Genomic DNA, 18,289 nt, shown 5'->3' with positions numbered 1-18,289 from the left:
TATGAAATCATTAGAAGAACTACAAAACTTATTATTATTAGAAGTTACTCAAAATATAGAAAATATAAAGTTCGCCCATCATATTGACTATTATAATGAAGTAATGGGCGATACATCAATATTATTAACATCAATATTAGAGGAACATTTATTGGATGATAAAAATTGGGATAGAAATAAATGGTTAGATGATAGTTTATTAACAAATGTAAGATTACTGTCAAATAATAGTTTTTCAATAAACGGGATAATGATTTGGGGAAGAAATGATACTTTAGAAGAGTGGACTGAACCTTTCTATTTTGAAATGCAAACTTCTAATTCACAACATCAATATGAATTTTTATTTGGAGATATAGATAACCCTGAAATATCCTATGAAGAATTTAATATGGATCGCAATTATTGGAAGTATAAAATAAAGCACTGGAAGTATAAATTTAAATCGTGTTGATAAGATGATTAAGAAAGCACAGAATGACAATGTTGGTATTCTCAAAAAAGCGCCTAATGAAATTGTTAGAAATAAAATTATCCAAAGTCGAATTAAGCACTTGCAACATGAGATAAAGACATTTCATAAAAATATAAATAATATACTCAATGGAAAATAATTTAGAATTAAAAATTCATGATATTAAAAAAATTTTAAAAATTTTAATAGATAAATTAGATTTAATCGATGAAACTGTATTTATTAATCAAGATTTATATTGGAATATACTTGATACTGAATTATATGATGTCTATAAAGATCCTAATGAGTTGACGATTGGAAGTATTGTAGAGGACTATGAATTCATTAGCGCAGTAATAGAGGGAAATAGAGATATTATTGATTATGATTTATATAAGCTATCATCTATTTTAAAGTTTTTAGGGAAAAATATGTTGATTGAAAAGGCTCAAAATCAAAGTAACTAAACTTAGATATAATACGCTGATATATAAAGACTTATCAATATCATACTCACTTTAATACTTCTCAAATTCCTGTATCAATTGATGCAGGAATTTTATTTTATTCGAGTATGTAAGAAATTACAACATTCAGAAATGCTCTCGAAATTATGATTTATGGAGATAATATTTTTGAGAAAAAATTCTAAAAAAAACCACCGCAATCGCAGTGGTTAAAAAAATCAAATCTAATTATGGGTTACCTCATAAATTCGGGTTATTCTCAAACTCTCTCTGAGGAATACTGAATAAGTAATAATTGCTGTTCGGTACAAAAGCAGATTTATCCGGAAAATCAAGAACAGAATGTCCTTTACCGTCTACAGTTTTCACGGTACCGTCTGGTGTAGTTACCTGAACTTTTATCGGTTTGCCATCAGCATCTACAAACGGTTTTCTTACTACTGTTCCCTGCGTTCTGATAATATCTGAAAGGGAGAACCCTTCTCCGAATAATTCTTTTCTTCTTTCAATCAGAACTGCTGCGATAACATCACTTTGCGATAACAAGCCATTATAAATATTGGCATTTCTGGCAGATTTCAACTGGTTCAAAACTGTGACAGCCTGAGGAATATTTCCGTTTCTGGCTTCCGCTTCCGCTTCGATCAGATACATTTCTGCAGCTCTCATGTACACAATATCTGCAATTAGGGTTGGTTTAAATTTAAACTTGGCATATCTCAGTAATCCTTCCCTTCCTTTCTGCCCGTCCCATGAAAACAACTGGGATCTGATATCATTGGTATCAAAAAGGTCTTTAAAATAAGGATCCGCCATAAAGCTGTAATAATAACTCCCTGAAGAAGATACATCCAGATAATGGAAGGCATAACTTTCATCAGACTGTTCCTGGGTCTGTGCATGCCCCCAGATCCACTCGGCATTGTTGATATCATTGAAGCCTTCTTTGTACTTTTCAGGAGCCATCAGAGGGAAACCTTCCCTTGCAATTTTCGCTGATGCTGAAGCTTTGCTCCATTCACCCGTGTTCAGGTAAGTTCTTGCTAAAAGCCCGTTTACGACAGAACGGTTGATTTTATCTTTATTATTTCTTGTATAATTTTTCAACAGGTTATCTGCATCGGTAAGATCACTTTTAATCAAAGTATAGATTTCTTCAAGACTTGCTCTTTTCTTCCCTACCGTACTTGTTGTGGAGGGTTCCGTATAAATAGGAGCCGTCAATGCTGATTTATCTTTAAGATAGCTGAACTGATAAAAGCTCGCCAGATTCAGATAGCAGAAAGCACGTAATGCTTTTGCCTGTCCCTTCACCTGGTCTTTTTTCTCCTGGCTTCCTTCCGTACCGTCAATTCTTGTAATGACATTATTCATATTATTGATGGTGGAATACAACAGAGACCAGATAAATAACGGACGGCTTGCCGTACTGTTCACCATTTCGGTAAAAGCATAGGTGGAAGCGAAACCGTACTTATTCGTTAATACGGCAACATCACTTCCCATCGCATCGCTGGCCCTTAAAACAGTGGAATACCCGATATTGGCATAGGTTGTCCCGTCATTATTAAACTTTGCCCAGGTACCGTTCACTACTGTTTCAGCACTTTCAGCGGTTTTGAAAACTTCTACGCTGTTAGCCTGATCAGTCGGAGCAGTGTCCAGATCGCTTTCACAGCTTGCCAGTGACAAAAATCCAATGATTGCAAATGATATATATTTTAATTTTTTCATTATTTCAATTTTAAAGGTTAAAGCGTTGCCTGAAGACCAAAAGTGACCGTTCTCATGGCAGGATATCTGTAATACGTTGTTCCGTCCAAAGCCTGTTCAGGATCCATTCCCTTATGTTTATAGAAGGTCAGAAGGTTTTCCGCCTGAATATAAATTCTGAACTTTTTGAGTCCTATTTTCTCAAAATAATCTTCAGGAAGTGTGTATCCCAAGCTCACATTTTTCAGCCTTGCATACGTACCTGAATATAAAAATCTTGAAGACGTGGATGTCCAGTTATTCGTTGTTGTACTTAATGCAGGAACATCTGTGTAAGGATTATCAGGCGTCCATCTGTTCAGGATTTCAGAACTCCATGCGCGTCCTCCGGCACTTCCGTTATGCATGATGGAAGTATAATCGGTATCTAAAATTTTACCTCCGATTTTGAATGTCAGTAATCCTGAAAAATCAAAATTCTTGTAAGTAATACTGGTACTGATTCCTCCTGTCAGCTTAGGTAATGCAGAACCTTGCAGCAGTTTTGTTGCTTTAGAATATTCTGAAGTAGTTCCTTCTACTGAGTTTCCGCTGGCATCGGTAGTCACCGTTTTCCACAAAGGTTTTCCATTGCTGGGATCTACTCCTGCCCATTCCGGAATAAAGAAATCATATACTGAGCCTCCTACTGTCAGCAACTTCGTCCCCACCACTAAGGAACCTCCGGGTAGTTTGGTCACTTTATTATTTAAAGTACTCAGATTCACATCCACATTCCATTGGAAATCATCATTTTTAATCGGGGTTGTGAATAATGAAAATTCAAACCCTGTATTCTGAATCGTTCCGATATTGGCAGGATAGTCACTGATTCCCAACGATGGAGCCACCGGCATATTAAAGAGAAGGTCCTGGCTTTTTCTTTTAAAGTATTCGATATTTCCCTTAACTCTGTTATTCAGAATCGCGAATTCCAATCCTACATTTAAATTAAGGTTGGTTTCCCACTTCACATTATTGGTATATGTTTTTTCAAGGGTGGTCCCCGGTTCTCCGCCAAGACTGATAAACCTGTACAATTCCTGATAAGCGTAATAAAGGGGCTGACCATTTGGACGAAGTAATTTATCATTCCCCTGCCCTCCATAGCTGGCACGTAATGTCAACTGATTGAAAACATTTAAGCTTTTGATGAATTCTTCATTGGATATTTTCCATGAACCACCAACAGACCAGAATCTTCCCCATCTGTTATCTTTTGCAAATCTTGAAGAACTGTCTGCTCTTCCTGATGCTGAAATGAAGTAAGTATTATTATAATCATACTCTACTTTTCCAAGGAAACTCAATAAGCTTAATTTATTGCTGTTTCCACTGAAACTTCCCAGCAGTGATGCAGCGTCCGGCTCATAGTAATAAGGCAATGAAAACTGGCTTCTTGTTCCGGAAATTGTCTGATAATCGTACTTATAAAATTCCTGTCCTGCTAACGCGTTAATGTGATGCTTTCCAAACTTTTTATCATAGGTCAGAATATTGCTGGTTGTATACGAAAGCGTTCTGGTATTCGTTTTCGTTACCGAACCTCCAATTTCTGCTCCCTGGCCAAGCAATGGATTTGAATAATAATGTCCGTTATAATTCACAAGATCAACAGAAAAACTCGTTTTGAATTTCAGCTCCGGTAAAAAAGTGAATTCCATGAATCCTTTTCCTGAAAAGTTATCTTCTTTATTTTCGTTTTTATCTAACGGAAGGGTTGCAGCCGCATTTTGATTCTGTAAAGCATTCGTAGGCCTGTATTTTCCAAAATCATAAACCGGATTTCCATCAGCACCCAAAACGTAGGTTCCATCCGCATTCCTTTCATAATAAGGATAGAATGAAGGAATGAATCTTGCTGCATTGATGATATTACTGGCCTTGGAATCCGAAGAAGTAGGTGCCTGCTGAATACTGTTGGTATAGCTTAAGTTTACTCCAACATTCAACCATTTCTTAACTTCAGAATTAATTTTCAGCCTGGTATTATATCTTTTAAAGCCAGATTCAATAGCCATCCCTTTGTCATCCAGATAACCAAGGGAAAAGAAGTAATTGCTTTTCTCACTTCCTCCGCTGATATCAAGATCCACCTGGTTTCTTGATGCTACTCTCTGTAAAATATCTCTCCAGTCATCATTCCAGAGTGGTGATGCACCCGATAATAATTTTCCATCGGTTCCTACAGGTTTCGGATAAGCTGTCCCGTATGGATTGATCCCAAGGGTTGAAACGAGATTATCTGTAGCCATCTGAGCTGCCTGCTGGGAAGAAACTTTCCCGGACTGATATCCGTTTCTCAACGCCTCCCAATATAATTGAAAATACTGATCGGTATTGACCTGCTCGTAATCTTTTACTGCTCTTCCGGAGAAACCCTGGCTGATATTAAAATTAACTTTGGCTTCTCCTTTTTTTCCTGATTTTGTGGTAATAATGATAATCCCGTTTGCTCCTCTTGAACCATACAGAGCACTTGCTGTTGCATCTTTCAGAACACTGATAGATTCGATATCGCTCGGACTGATAGAATTCAGGTTACCGTCAAAAGGAATTCCATCCACTACATATAATGGATCGCTGGAAGCACTTATTGAACCAATTCCTCTGATTCGGATGGTTGAAACAGCACCCGGCTGGCCAGATGCACTTGTCGTCTGAATCCCCGCTACCTGCCCTTCCAATGCTTTGGTAATGTTGGTAACAGGTCTGTTATTGATCTTATCACTGGAAATTGTCGCCACAGAACCGGTATAGCTGTTTCTTTTTGCTTTTCCATACGCTACCACTACCACTTCATCAATCTCCTTTTCATGAAGGCTGTCTTTTTTGGGGTTTGAATTCTGCGCATTTACATTAGCTACTCCTAAAAAAAATGCAGCTACCGGAGGCATCCATATTTTAGAATTGAATAAATTTTTGCTAATCATAATCAATTTTATTTATCATATATTAAAAATTTACCCTTTGCAGAAAAGTCAGCAAAGGGCATCGATAAATACGATAAACCAAATGCTTATTTTTCCTTAAAAGGCTGAATGTAACACCTTGCCCCCACGGGTAGGTTGTTAAGATTTCACAGGGTCAGTTCCCTCCATCTTTCTTTATAAGCCGATCGAAATATGGTTGCAAAGCTAAAAACTTTTAGTCTACAAAACAAGTAGACTTATTGTTTTTTCATGATAAATTTTCAATAATTAACATAAAATTTTAATAAAACTCAATACAATAAGGAGTTACAAGCGTTACATTATTTTTAAACATGACAAATATCATTACTAATAACTCAATGACATAAAAATCCAGCACAGTTTAATTTCTATGTGATTTTATTGGAAAAACTTTTTAATTTTATAGTATGAAAGTTTTAATTATAAACGGACCAAACCTTAACCTTTTAGGTACCAGGGAACCGGAAATCTATGGAAGCGTTTCTATGGAGAGTTATTTGGAAATTTTAAAATCCGAGTTTCATTCTCACGAATTAAAATATTATCAGTCGAATATTGAAGGGGAACTTATCAACAGGCTTCAGGAAGGTGATTTTGATGCAGTAGTAATTAATCCGGGAGCTTATACTCATTATTCTTATGCCATTGCGGATTGTTTAAAAAATATCCGAAAGCCTAAAATCGAAGTTCACATCAGTAATATCTACAAAAGAGAAGAGTTCAGACAGAAATCTGTAACAGCAGCCAATACGGATGCGGTTTTATCAGGTTTTGGAATGGATGGATACAGATTGGCTTTATTGAGCTTGAAGTAATTTTTAGCTTATATTCCCCTTCAGACCGCACGGATCCTTACAGATAATTATGCATACAGGAGAATAATTTATGAATATAAAGGATAAGATTTACTGTAAAAATATTGGGATATATTCCGGGCAATTAACGAAAAGAAAATCTTATATCGTTGAAGAAACAAATGATGAAAATATAAGAATCTGGAATGATGAAGGAAAACTGAGATGGTATTCTGATTTTTATTTTAGTTTAAACAATGAACCAGAAATAACTTCTATTCATATTGATGATGAAATAGAGGATACTGAATCTGATGCTATAGAAGTCACCATTGAACTTTCCAATAAAGAAAAATATTGGCTGACTTTCACTACTCCAAAGTATTTAGAGAAAATATTGGATGAAGAATCTTACTTTTCTTCAAGACATTTTATGATCATAAAAAATCTAAGCGAAGAATTAATTAAATCAACAATCCATAAACTGGATGAACAAAATGAATTGATTAAGAGCTGTAAAAAAATTTAATCAAAAAGCCTCATCAGTGATGAGGCTTTTTGATGCTTATTGATAACTTTTAAATAGTCTGTTCCTGCAATTGAGGTCCTGAAGCAACTAACTTCTTCCCTTCTTCTGTACCACAGTACTGTTCAAAGTTTTTAATATATCTTGAAGCAAGATCTTTTGCTTTTTCTTCCCATTCTGAAGCATTTTCATAAGTATCTCTAGGATCCAGGATACCTGTAGAAACATTTGGCAATTCAGTAGGAATTTCAAGGTTCATGATCGGAACCTGAGTTTTAGGAGCATTGTCAATAGAACCGTCAATGATTGCATCAATAATTGCTCTTGTATCTTTCAGAGAAATTCTCTTTCCGGTACCATTCCAACCTGTATTTACCAAATAGGCTTTAGCACCATGTTCCTTCATTTTACCGATCAGTGTTTTAGAATACATCGTCGGGTGTAATGTAAGAAATGCTTCACCAAATGCAGGAGAGAAAGATGGTTCTGGTTCTGTAATTCCTCTTTCTGTTCCGGCTAATTTAGACGTATATCCGCAAAGGAAGTGGTACTGAGCCTGATCTTCATTCAGGATAGAAACCGGAGGAAGTACTCCGAATGCATCTGCTGAAAGGTAAACAATCTTCTTAGCGTGACCTGCTTTAGAAGGTAATACAATTTTGTTGATATGATAGATTGGATAAGAAACTCTTGTGTTCTCAGTGATTGATCCGTCTGTATAATCTGCTACTCCATTGTTCACCACAACATTTTCAAGAAGTGCATCTCTCTTGATGGCAGCGAAGATATCCGGTTCTTTTTCTGCAGATAAGTCGATAACTTTAGCGTAGCATCCGCCTTCATAGTTGAATACTCCGTTGTTATCCCATCCGTGTTCGTCGTCACCGATAAGGTATCTCTTAGGATCTGCTGACAGAGTAGTTTTCCCTGTCCCTGAAAGACCAAAGAATAAAGCAACATCACCTTTTTCTCCTACGTTGGCAGAACAGTGCATTGAAGCCATACCCTTTAATGGAAGATAGTAGTTCATCATTGCGAACATTCCTTTCTTCATCTCACCTCCGTACCATGTTCCTCCGATGATCTGTAGTTTTTCAGTAAGGTTGAACATGATGAAGTTTTCAGAGTTAAGCCCCTGAGCTTCCCAGTTAGGGTTTGTTGTTTTTGATCCGTTGATTACTGTAAAATCCGGCTCACCGAAGTTTTCAAGCTCATAGTGAGAAGGACGAATGAACATATTGGTCACAAAATGTGCCTGCCATGCTACTTCAACGATAAATCTTACCTTAAGTCTTGTGTCTGCATTCGTACCACAGAAAGCATCTACAACATAAATTTTCTTAGCTTCGGAAAGCTGATTCATCACTAGTTCTTTACAAGACCCGAAAATTTCCGCAGTTGTAGGTAAATTTACTTTACCATCCCAGAAAATGGTATCTCTTGTAACATCATCCTGAACAATATATCTGTCTTTAGGTGAACGACCTGTGAAAATTCCTGTTTTTACTGATACCGCGCCAGATTCTGTAAGCTCAGCTTTCTCAAATCCCTGATTTTCAGGAGAAACTTCAGCCTGGTATAATTCTTCATAAGAAGGATTATACACTACTTCATAGTTTCCTTTAATCCCTAATTTCTCTAAATCCTGGATGATTTTAGTGTTTTTCATTTTACTTATATTTTCTATTTCTTTATTGCTTTCAACAAAAATAATATTAATTATTTGTTAAAGGTGGTTTAAATATACTGATATAAGTCAGAATGGCAAACAAAAAAACGGTTTTGTAAATTACTGATTATGAATTAATTATTTCAGACCATTCAAAAACGGCAGGAAAACCTTTGTCCCAAAAATAGTTCTTATAGCCCCCAAATTTGGCACTCATTACAAAATCTCCGCCCCATGCACCCAAACTTTTGACAAATGAAGGGCAACCTGAGAATAACTTCTCTCTAACTGTGGGAATTTCAAGAAAATCGGCTATTTTTCGCTCATGAATCATCATTAATTCGGAAAAATTTTCCAATTCATCGCATAACATTACTTTCTTTGTGATTTCCGAAAATTCACTGATCAGTTCCGGAGACTTCTTTTTGGATTTGTAAAAACTGATTCCTTCCCTGCTGTCCTGTTTCTGATTTAAGTGGATAAAAATCAGCTCATTTTTAAAAGAAGGATTAAAAGTGACCTTTTCATATTGGATCTCAGGCTTACTTTGGAAAAGAACTGCAGATTTTTCTTTTGCTACCGCAATATCATATCCGCTTCCTCCCAGGCTTATCGTATTAAGGTGAAAAGGATCAATCCCCGCCCATTCCGCCAGGTTGGTCATCAGGGTAGAACTGCTTCCCAAACCATAGTCTGCAGGAAACTGAAGATTGGTTTTTAAATGGTAAGTAAGGTTAGTTTTGAATTTAGTCTGAGAAAGCTGCTGAACATTCTTTAATGTTCTGGTAATAAATTCAGCGCCTGATGGAATGTTGGTTTCCAGGATCTGCCAGTTTTTATAATCAATGACAGCTTTTAACCATAATGTATTCTGATGATAGGCCTCCCAGATAATGAGAGATTTTTTATCATCGGTTTCTTCAAAGAAAAACTCTTGTCCCAGCCTGGTAGGTACCGCTAAGACAAGAGCTCCATCGATTGCGAAATATTCTGAAGTAAGCATAAGCTTGCCCGGTGAAAATATCGCGTTCATATATTTGTTTTTAGATGGCAGAAGTAGCTTCTACTGATCCGTCAATTTTCTTGATTAATCCCTGAAGGGTTTTCCCTGGTCCTACTTCTACGAAATTAGATGCACCGTCTTTAATCATATTTTGAACAGACTGCGTCCATTTTACAGGACCGGTAAGCTGATCAATCAGATTTTGTTTGATCTCATCGGGATTTGTTACCGCTGTAGTAGTGATATTCTGATATACAGGAATCGTTGCTTTTCTGAATTTGGTTTTTTCGATAGCTGCCGCCAGTCTTTCCTGTGCAGGCTGCATCAATGGTGAATGGAAAGCTCCGTTTACAGGTAACAGCAAAGCTCTTTTTGCTCCTGCTTCTTTCAACTTTACACAAGCCTCTTCTACCGCCGGTGTTTCCCCTGAAATTACCAATTGTCCCGGACAGTTATAATTTGCAGGAACAACAATTCCGCTGATCTGCGCGCAGATTTCTTCAACCTTCGCATCGTCTAAACCTAAGATTGCCGCCATAGAACTTGGATTTGCATCGCAAGCCTCCTGCATAGCTTTTGCTCTTTCGGAAACTAATTTCAAACCATCATCAAAGGATAAAACGCCGTTGGCAACCAAAGCCGAAAACTCTCCTAAAGAGTGTCCTGCTACCATTTCAGCACCAAGCCCATTTACTGCTTTTAATGCTGCTACTGAATGTATAAATATTGAAGGCTGGGTAACCTCTGTTTTCTTAAGATCCGCATCCGTTCCGTTAAACATGATGGAAAGAATATCGAAACCTAAAATTTCATTGGCAGATTCCATCAGATCTTTAATATCTTTTCTAGAATCATACAATTCTTTTCCCATTCCTACGAACTGAGAACCCTGCCCTGGAAATACAAGTGCTTTCATGTATTGAATTAAATATTATGCAAATATAACTATAATGTTAACAATATTATTTTAAAGAGCTATAAATCATGTTACGGTACTAACCTGATTACTCTGTAACCGGTATTTACATAAGCACCGTTAGCTTTGGATTTTACAAACTCAAATTTGGTAGCAAGTTGAGTCTGAACTTTATTCATCTGTTTAAAGATTTCTCCTTTTTTATTTTCTCTGGTTAACATGTCATTTACCACATCAAAACCTACGATAGCATATTTTGGCGGAGTTTTGCAGTATTTGCTCTTATAGGCAGCCAGAATTTCTTTTTCAAAGCTACCATCTGTATTGATTTTTCTATCCATCAGATAAACCAGATTTGCCTGGCTCAATTCATCCACTTTTTTCTCAAAAACCGGAGCGTAGAACATACTGAATGCCTTCACTCCCTGAACTTCTTTAGAAATAGTAATGATTCTGTTGGCAAAAGCATCTCCAACTGCATTATCATCATTTGCCAGAATAGCAATAACCGGAGCAGACTGTCCTGTCATCATATTCTGGTCCAGCTGGATATCTGCCGGAGAATTAACAATCATGATATTTGGATTTTTTACAGCTTTTTCAAGTCCTGCCTTGATGTAGTTGGCATTTTCTTTCTTGGCATCTGCCACCACATATATTTTCTGATCTGAATAGATTCCTTTTACCTCTTCTACAATTTTATCAGCATAGGTCTGATTATTGGTTTCAACGATAATAAGATTACTGTAATTATATAGTTCCGGAGTGTTGGCAAATGGTGCTACTACCGGAATTTTCTGATTTTTTGTAAAATCAAGGACATCAATAACATTGGATTTGAAGAACGGCCCGATGATAAGGTCTGTATTATCGGGGTTGATCTGTGTCAAAGAGTTTTTGAATGAAGCTTCATTCCCTGAGTCTACTACTTTAACGTCCAGTTTCTGTCCTCCTCTTGCATTTCTTTCAATAGCAAGTTTAGCTCCTGTCAAAAAGTCAAGTGCCATTCCTCTGTATTGAGTTTCGTTGGTACTGTACCCGAAAGGAAGCATCAGTATTACACTTAAAGCATCACCGTTTTTCTTTACATATGCTGCATCCTGTTTTTTGATTTTTAAAACCATTCCGGTTTTCAAACCATGTGAAAGATCCGGGTTCAGAGCAATAAGTTCGTCTATAGAAACTCCAAATTTGTTAACGATAGAGAAAACAGTATCACCTTGCTGTACAGTATAGGTAACGTAATCATCTCCTGCGACAACATTGGAAGAGGCCGTCGATTTTTCATTTCCTGAATCCATTTTTGCTTTTGGATTGGCAGGTTCAGCAGCTGTGTCAGTATTAGTACTGCTAGTATGGGATGTTTTTACTTTAATCGCATCACCAGGTTTAAGTCCTTTTTCTTCCAATCCCGGATTTAAGGCAAAAAGATCCTGCTGGCTGATGCCAAACTGTTTTGTGATCCTGTAATAATTATCTTTAGCCTGGATCACATAAGACTCTCCTTCTTCTGCTGCTGGTGTTGTTGTTGCTGTTGTTGTAGCTGTTACCGCTTTTTCTACAGCTTTCTCCGCAGGCTTTTCAGTGGTCACAGCCTGTTGCTGTGAACCTCCGTATTTTTTAATACTGGAAAGAGGTAAGGTAATTTCGTCTCCGATTTTCATGTGAGAATCCAGTTCGGGATTCAGTTTTCTAAGATCAGTTTCAGAAATTCTGTATTGTTTTGTAATACCATAAATGGTCTGCTTTGGCAGTAAAACAATTTTACCTAAAGCAGAAGCACTTGTGGCTGAAGTTACTTTTTCTGCCGGAGCTGGTTTTGTCACAACCGGAGTGGCTGCTTTATCTGATTTTATGGTTAAAACATCTCCGATCGCCAGTTTGCCATCTTTATGTTTTGGGTTTAGCTTCAGCAATTCATCTACAGTCATTCCATACTTTTTTGCAATGTTGTAAGGATTGTCACCTTGCACAACCGTATGTGATTTCTGGGCTGAAACTCCCAAAACCATACATAAACTGGATAGAATAAAAAACCTCTTTATCATATTCGATAATTATAATTTACAAAAATACTTCTTTAAAATTAAATGGCAACAATTATTAATTTGGAATCTTGAACCACCATTTCTTCCAAACAATTTTCAAGCCATGAATAGCCATAATCTGAAAAGAATACACTAAAGTTATACACTCTTTCCTGCCATGTTTTGGCCGGATGAACATCTAAAAACAGATTTTCAAGTCTTTCAAGCAATTCATTCTGTTTTATTTTCTCGGCATGAAGCAAGCGTTTTTTCATTCTTTTAAATGATTTCAGCTGCCGTACTTCTTCTGCTTTCACCATATTTCCGAAAGACTTTTCAGTAGTTTCTGCCAAAGCCTTCAATGCTGAAAAATTACTAACCAGTAATTCTTCTTTTTCTTCCAGCAACTGTAAAATGGGATTGTCTTTTAAAATCTTCTGATTGGTCAAAACCGTGAAGTTCTGGAAGAAATCTTCTATTTTAAGATCCAGTTTCTCAATTTTCCCTAGAGTTTTTTCTTTCAGGAAGAGCATAGAGTTTCTTGGAATCAGAATCGGGAAAGGAATATTGATTTTAGAAAAGTAATCTTTCAACTCCAGCCAGTACATAATTTCGGCATTTCCTCCAATATAAGCCAGATCAGGCAGTACATTTTCCTGGTATACCGGACGCATCAAAGCATTCGGGCTGAATTTTTCAGGATGATTTTCCAATTCAGTCAGAATTTCTTCTTCTGTAAAGTAAATTCCTTTATCTACAATAATATATTTTTGTCCGTCAAATTCAATTCTGTCTCTGGTTTCAGAAAGATAAAAAAGATTAATTTCACGTGGGTTTACCTGTACTTTCCCATATTTCTCTGTGAGAAAATCTACTTTATCTTTAGAAGTTTTCTGTAAACTGCAGTTAAGAAGTTCATCCTTAAAAATCGTTTTCATCTGATTTTTAAGTTCCACGGAATCTCCATCCAGAATCAAAAGCCCGAATTCTGAAAAAAGACGATTGACAAGAATTTTAATGGCTTCTGTCAACGTGTTTCCGTTTTGGTAAGCTTCCTTCATCATCAGGATAAGTTCCGTACCGAAAATAGAATCTTTGAATTCTTTTTCAAATTCAGAAATAAAATAGGTATCACTGATTGCAATTCGCCCTACCGGGCCACCCGGTTTTTCATTGGTTTCGTAATAGTTATTTTCGGTTTTAAAATGGTTGATTTCTGCAAAATCATGGTCTTCCGAAGCCATCCAGTATACCGGAACAAAATTAAAATCAGGAAAATTTTCTTTCAGATAGGTACATGTCTTAATGGTCTGAAGAATTTTATATACAAAGAAAACAGGTCCTGAAAACAGGTTCAGCTGATGTCCCGTCGTAATGGTAAATGTATTGGTCAGTTTAAGATTCTCAAGGTTTTCTTTCTGCCTTGAAGAAAGAGAAAGACTTGTTAACTGGCTTTCGAATACTTCAGTTAAAATATTTCTTTTCTCTGATGCGAAAGACTCTTTTTTCAGATGAATCTGCTGTCTGAAATGCTCTAAGGAAAATGTATTATTTTCAAAACCCTCGATTTTCTGATTTAAAAAATCTTTTACTAATTGAGGAATGCTTTCTATATCGTTAAATGATATTTTATTAATTGTTTTCAACCTGTACAGTTTTTAGTTGAACAAATACCACACGATCCCGATATTCAATCTGAAATCATATACCGGATAATGTGGAAATGCGTATGCTTTGTTATTGGAAATAACAGTTCCTATCTGCTGACCTTCTATGAAAAAGAACATTTTTTTCACTTTCATATTAATATAAATATCGGCAATAGGCTGTCCTCCAATTGAAAATGAATCTGCTCTTGGAAGAATATATTCGTTAAGAATAGGGAAATATTCTCTTGATGCGAATTTAGAGAAGTAATATACCTTAACACCAGCCTGAATTTCTGCTGCTTTTTTAAAAGCCTGTGTCTGGTAGAAGAAATTAGCTCTACCAACAAAGCCCGGCAGCGGAAGTAGTTCTTTGTTAGTTAAAGTATTCTGGAAGTGTAATCTTGTATTCAAATGGAATTTATTAAAGCTAAATGTAGCATCTCCTCCAATTTGAGAGATATTTACAGAATTATCACTTTGCTTCGGACTTCCGTTGCTGTCAAAGTAAGTATAGTTATCGATCCTGAAATAATTGGCGAAAATCTCTGTTTTAAACCATTTCAGATTGATACTTCCCCCCACTTCCATTACAGATTGGTTCTTCGCATTTTCAAGATAATAGTTGAATTTGTTATAAACGGAAGTATTCAGTAAGTAATTAAATGAAGGATATGCACTTTGGAAATTCACCTTTGCATTAACGAAATAATCTTTGACAGGTTCAAATTTCAGATTATTGGTTGTTTTCAGGTAGCTTTTAAACTGGCTTCCGTTTGAAAATTCCAGGAATGAATTCAATTGAATTTTGTCCCAAAGTTTTACCTGAAGATTTCCTACAGCACCAATTCTGTTTTCTTTAAGTTCATTCGGAAAAGGAAATCCATTATTAATAGACGCAATATCTGTTACCCCAAACTTAATGATCTGATAACGCACACCTGCATCCAGTTTGAATTTTTCATTATTAAAGATCAGGCTTACCGTATTGCTGAAATTTTCAGAATATTTTTTTGTTGTCAGCGGAAAACCATTCACTAAATCTGCAGGAGCATTATACCAATATGTTTCAGGAGTTGTCTGATTGTAATAATATTTATTTCCCTGATGAGAAATAATATGCCTGATACTGAAAGGAAACTTTTCAGCATTGAATGGGGTAAACTGGTGACTCAGGTAGTATCTTCGGTAAGAAAACTGAGAGCTGGAAGAGGCTAAATTTACCTGAGCATTTTGTCTGTTGCTATAATTGCTGTCACCACTCTGAAACAGATTATCTTCAGTAATACCACCACTTTCCTGATTGTTTACATTCTGGTGAAGATAGTGGGCAAAAAGCTCATAATTCCCGCTTTTTGAAACATAGTGTCCGGAGAATAAAGTATTGTTATTCGCCGCTAATGAATTTCTGTAAAGTCCCTGAGAACGAAGCCCCATATATTCAAGAGCAAAATTGAATCTCTTTCCTATATTCTGGGTATAGGTAGACTTCAGAGCGGCACCGTTACGCATTGCATTATGATAAATAAATGATGCGGTAGGTGTCTTTACGTCATAATACTTCACATCATTGGCTCCAATGATCATGTAAGACTTATTGGAAGGCAGCAGGGAAAGGTTTTGCTCGTCGTTCACTTCAAAAACAAGCGGATTGAACCCCGAGCCAATATTGGCAGGCTGTATTCTTCCAAAGTTATCTTTATTATTTTGCTGTGAAAAGATGTATGTTTTATCAAAAGTCATTACGGTATCAAAAACTTTCTTTTCAGAAAACTGAGTCTGATACTGATAATCATTAATAGTAGGCTTGAAAATTTTCAGGGAATCTTTTTTCCCGGAGTCTATCACCAGTGTATCTTCTTTTTTGGGTTGAGGCTTCACATCGGCTTTATTTACGACCTGTGCCCTGGCAACAAAACTTAAAGAGAAGAGTATGAAAAGGATGTACTTCATTATTCATTATTGTACAGCAAAAATAAGAAATAAAAGGACATAAAAAACCCCACAGAAAATGTGGAGCTTGAGCTATTTTTGTTAGAAACAATTTAACAAACTTATTACTTAACTGCATATTTATACAAATATTAAGTTTATAAATTCTTACAATTTCAAATGAAAATAAATGTTTTTCTAAAATTATTTTGTACATTCACAACTAAAACTAACCATAATTTTATGAAAACCGTTCCAATTTTATTATTCCTATTTATGTGCTCAAATTATAGTTCACAGACTTTATTGTCTTTATATGGAACCGGGCTTATTCCTAGTAACAATTCAGTAATAGGAAGTAAAAAATCTGATAAGCTTACTTACGATGAAATAGAAGGAAGTGCATACTTAGAAAAACAATTCTCAATGGCTTCTGTATCTCCCAGCTATGAGGATGTATTGATACGATATAATACGTATAAGGATGAAATAGAATTCAAAAAAAACGAAGAGGTATTAGTATTACCCAAAAACGAAACCTTTTCCAGAATTACATTTAGAAATTCAAAAAATACACTTGTTTTATTAGACTCAGAGGGATATTATTTTGAAATTGTAAAAGGTAAATACAGCCTTTACAAAAAACTTAAAACAAAGTTTATAGATTTTATTCCTGCACCTACACCTTATCAGACAGACCAGCCAGCTAAGTTTAGAAACATGGAACCAATATATTACATTAAGACCGATGGACAGCTTATTGGAAATTTTAAATCAACAAAAGATTTAGCATCTCAACTTCCAGATAAAAAAGATGCATTGAATAGCTTTCTGAAATCAAATAAAATCAAAATTGAAAAAGAAGAAGATTTAATAAAATTAGTTAATTTTCTTAACCAGCAATAATATAAATTTAATCTCAAGACGAAAACTATTTAAGATAAATTCTTTAATAAAAAATACCAGCTATTAATAATAGCTGGTCTTTTTTAGGATTAATGTAGATAAGTATATTAGTTATTTTATAATACATGAAGATAAAGGTCCTTTAATAGCGGTAGTAATCCATTTATATTAAATAGGGACACATTTTTTCCATTATTACAAGTGTTTATAAATCTTCATTTTTTTACTACTCAACACTATAAAACACATTGGTTTATCTCTGTTAAAATATCTGAACAAACCAAACCTTTACCAAGTAATACAGCTCACAAAAAACAAAAAACAACCACTTTTGAAAAGTGGTTGTTGATTTATATTATTAGCTTATTATAAATAATCTTTTGAATTTATTCTAAATATCTATTTAATAATCAAGCATAACTATTAATGAGGTTTAAAAATACATCTTGCAGTAAATGGTGAAGTGAATAACGATTGTCCTACTACGATATCTATGATTCCGGTATTTGGATCATATGTACCTGTACCACCTTTACCCCAAGACACATCACTCTTAAATGTAACATTCCTACAGTTAATCGTAATTACTCCCGGGTGAAGATATTGGTTATTATAACTTGGATCTTCAGTAGCCCAAGCAACAAAGGTTGGCCCCCATGATGAATTAACTTTAAACTGATTATCTGTACCTGCTACACGAGTAAATACCTGTTGATGTGAAGGGGCATTATCACCAAATGCAATAACATCAACATCGTAAGTTAATGGGAAATTGTTTAAAGGACAAGACAATTTGAAAGTAACTACTACCTCTTGGTTAAATATAGCATTACCTAAAGTACCTGATTTAAGTTTAAAAACCGCTACCTTTCCTGCTTCAGCTGCAGCCTCTGTTACTTTTATTTTAAAATCACCTAATACGCTTCCTGATTTTAGAACATCAGTTCCCTCAACAATTGTAAAGTCAGTTCCTAAAACAGCTGTAGATTGACTAGAGTCAAAAACCAATTCAACATTATGGTCTCCATCAACAGCTTTAAGAACCCCATAAGTAACCAAATAATCAGCACTATTTTTATTCAATACAACAAAAGCAGTCTGTTCTGTTTTATCAAACTCCAATAAAGAGTTTCCTTCATATGTTGGCTCATCATCATATTTACATGCAACCGCTGTAAAACCCAAAACAATAATAGCCGAAAGAATTTTAAATATATTTTTCATTTTCTATAACTTTGAT

General features: G+C 35.5%; 14 protein-coding genes and 1 riboswitch. Of the genes, 5 read left to right on the top strand and 9 right to left on the bottom strand.

Annotated features, from left to right (window positions below; genetic code table 11):
- The first annotated feature begins 1 nt into the window (after position 1).
- Together ACR1PO_RS11165 and ACR1PO_RS11160 are read left to right on the top strand one after the other, a co-directional pair.
- Positions 2-454: a hypothetical protein gene (locus ACR1PO_RS11165; RefSeq protein ID WP_433986817.1), complete on the top strand. Its 453-nt coding sequence runs from the start codon at positions 2-4 to the stop codon at positions 452-454.
- Between the two features lie 149 nt (positions 455-603).
- Positions 604-924 (top strand): hypothetical protein, encoded by a 321-nt coding sequence (locus ACR1PO_RS11160; RefSeq protein WP_433986816.1) that lies wholly within the window; start codon positions 604-606, stop codon positions 922-924.
- Between the two features lie 240 nt (positions 925-1,164).
- On the opposite strand, the gene ACR1PO_RS11155 is transcribed toward ACR1PO_RS11160, so the two are convergent.
- Together ACR1PO_RS11155 and ACR1PO_RS11150 are read right to left on the bottom strand one after the other, a co-directional pair.
- A complete protein-coding gene (locus ACR1PO_RS11155; protein ID WP_433986815.1) occupies positions 1,165-2,658 on the bottom strand; it encodes a RagB/SusD family nutrient uptake outer membrane protein in 1,494 nt (497 codons plus the stop codon).
- A gap of 17 nt (positions 2,659-2,675) precedes the next feature.
- Positions 2,676-5,609 (bottom strand): SusC/RagA family TonB-linked outer membrane protein, encoded by a 2,934-nt coding sequence (locus ACR1PO_RS11150; protein ID WP_433986814.1) that lies wholly within the window; start codon positions 5,607-5,609, stop codon positions 2,676-2,678.
- Positions 5,610-5,692: 83 nt separating this feature from the next.
- Positions 5,693-5,792, bottom strand: a riboswitch (SAM riboswitch).
- Positions 5,793-6,037: 245 nt separating this feature from the next.
- Between ACR1PO_RS11150 and ACR1PO_RS11145 the strand changes: the two genes are divergently transcribed.
- The gene (locus ACR1PO_RS11145) at positions 6,038-6,445 is read left to right on the top strand and encodes a type II 3-dehydroquinate dehydratase (protein ID WP_332388379.1); all 408 of its coding nucleotides are present in this window, start codon (positions 6,038-6,040) and stop codon (positions 6,443-6,445) included.
- A 70-nt stretch (positions 6,446-6,515) separates the two neighbouring features.
- Entirely contained in the window at positions 6,516-6,953 is a 438-nt protein-coding gene (locus ACR1PO_RS11140) for a hypothetical protein (protein ID WP_433986813.1), read from the top strand.
- Positions 6,954-7,002: 49 nt separating this feature from the next.
- Here the strand turns inward: ACR1PO_RS11140 and pckA are convergent, their stop codons facing one another.
- The 6 genes from pckA to ACR1PO_RS11110 form a co-directional block, all read right to left on the bottom strand.
- Entirely contained in the window at positions 7,003-8,619 is a 1,617-nt protein-coding gene (pckA, locus tag ACR1PO_RS11135) for a phosphoenolpyruvate carboxykinase (ATP) (protein ID WP_332388381.1), read from the bottom strand.
- A 127-nt stretch (positions 8,620-8,746) separates the two neighbouring features.
- Positions 8,747-9,652, bottom strand: a complete 906-nt coding sequence (locus tag ACR1PO_RS11130; RefSeq protein WP_433986812.1) for a GYDIA family GHMP kinase — start codon at positions 9,650-9,652, stop codon at positions 8,747-8,749.
- A gap of 10 nt (positions 9,653-9,662) precedes the next feature.
- Positions 9,663-10,538: an ACP S-malonyltransferase gene (fabD, locus tag ACR1PO_RS11125; RefSeq protein WP_433986811.1), complete on the bottom strand. Its 876-nt coding sequence runs from the start codon at positions 10,536-10,538 to the stop codon at positions 9,663-9,665.
- Between the two features lie 71 nt (positions 10,539-10,609).
- On the bottom strand, positions 10,610-12,586 hold the full coding sequence (locus tag ACR1PO_RS11120) for a LysM peptidoglycan-binding domain-containing protein (RefSeq protein WP_433986810.1): 1,977 nt from the start codon (positions 12,584-12,586) through the stop codon (positions 10,610-10,612).
- A gap of 38 nt (positions 12,587-12,624) precedes the next feature.
- Positions 12,625-14,211: a bacillithiol biosynthesis cysteine-adding enzyme BshC gene (gene bshC, locus ACR1PO_RS11115; protein ID WP_433986809.1), complete on the bottom strand. Its 1,587-nt coding sequence runs from the start codon at positions 14,209-14,211 to the stop codon at positions 12,625-12,627.
- Positions 14,212-14,223: 12 nt separating this feature from the next.
- Entirely contained in the window at positions 14,224-16,164 is a 1,941-nt protein-coding gene (locus tag ACR1PO_RS11110) for a putative porin (RefSeq protein ID WP_433986808.1), read from the bottom strand.
- Between the two features lie 222 nt (positions 16,165-16,386).
- Here ACR1PO_RS11110 and ACR1PO_RS11105 point away from each other — a divergent pair, with 222 nt between their 5' ends.
- Positions 16,387-17,049 carry a hypothetical protein gene (locus ACR1PO_RS11105; protein ID WP_332388387.1) on the top strand — a complete coding sequence of 221 codons (663 nt, stop codon included), beginning with the start codon at positions 16,387-16,389 and terminating at the stop codon, positions 17,047-17,049.
- 423 nt (positions 17,050-17,472) lie between these two features.
- Here the strand turns inward: ACR1PO_RS11105 and ACR1PO_RS11100 are convergent, their stop codons facing one another.
- Entirely contained in the window at positions 17,473-18,273 is an 801-nt protein-coding gene (locus ACR1PO_RS11100; protein WP_332388388.1) for a DUF4843 domain-containing protein, read from the bottom strand.
- Between the last annotated feature and the right edge of the window lie 16 nt (positions 18,274-18,289).

This window comes from Chryseobacterium amylolyticum (assembly GCF_051011775.1).
GTDB lineage: Bacteria > Bacteroidota > Bacteroidia > Flavobacteriales > Weeksellaceae > Chryseobacterium.
Note: the sequence above shows the minus strand (reverse complement) of the source record. Positions and strands in the feature narration are given on the sequence as shown.

Coding starts and splice junctions, on each gene's coding strand:
- ACR1PO_RS11155 (WP_433986815.1), bottom strand. CDS start 2,658: ATGAAAAAATTAAAATATATATCATTTGCAATCATTGGATTTTTGTCA.
- ACR1PO_RS11140 (WP_433986813.1), top strand. CDS start 6,516: ATGAATATAAAGGATAAGATTTACTGTAAAAATATTGGGATATATTCC.
- ACR1PO_RS11145 (WP_332388379.1), top strand. CDS start 6,038: ATGAAAGTTTTAATTATAAACGGACCAAACCTTAACCTTTTAGGTACC.
- ACR1PO_RS11150 (WP_433986814.1), bottom strand. CDS start 5,609: ATGATTAGCAAAAATTTATTCAATTCTAAAATATGGATGCCTCCGGTA.
- ACR1PO_RS11120 (WP_433986810.1), bottom strand. CDS start 12,586: ATGATAAAGAGGTTTTTTATTCTATCCAGTTTATGTATGGTTTTGGGA.
- ACR1PO_RS11105 (WP_332388387.1), top strand. CDS start 16,387: ATGAAAACCGTTCCAATTTTATTATTCCTATTTATGTGCTCAAATTAT.
- ACR1PO_RS11130 (WP_433986812.1), bottom strand. CDS start 9,652: ATGAACGCGATATTTTCACCGGGCAAGCTTATGCTTACTTCAGAATAT.
- ACR1PO_RS11165 (WP_433986817.1), top strand. CDS start 2: ATGAAATCATTAGAAGAACTACAAAACTTATTATTATTAGAAGTTACT.
- pckA (WP_332388381.1), bottom strand. CDS start 8,619: ATGAAAAACACTAAAATCATCCAGGATTTAGAGAAATTAGGGATTAAA.
- ACR1PO_RS11160 (WP_433986816.1), top strand. CDS start 604: ATGGAAAATAATTTAGAATTAAAAATTCATGATATTAAAAAAATTTTA.
- fabD (WP_433986811.1), bottom strand. CDS start 10,538: ATGAAAGCACTTGTATTTCCAGGGCAGGGTTCTCAGTTCGTAGGAATG.
- ACR1PO_RS11100 (WP_332388388.1), bottom strand. CDS start 18,273: ATGAAAAATATATTTAAAATTCTTTCGGCTATTATTGTTTTGGGTTTT.
- ACR1PO_RS11110 (WP_433986808.1), bottom strand. CDS start 16,164: ATGAAGTACATCCTTTTCATACTCTTCTCTTTAAGTTTTGTTGCCAGG.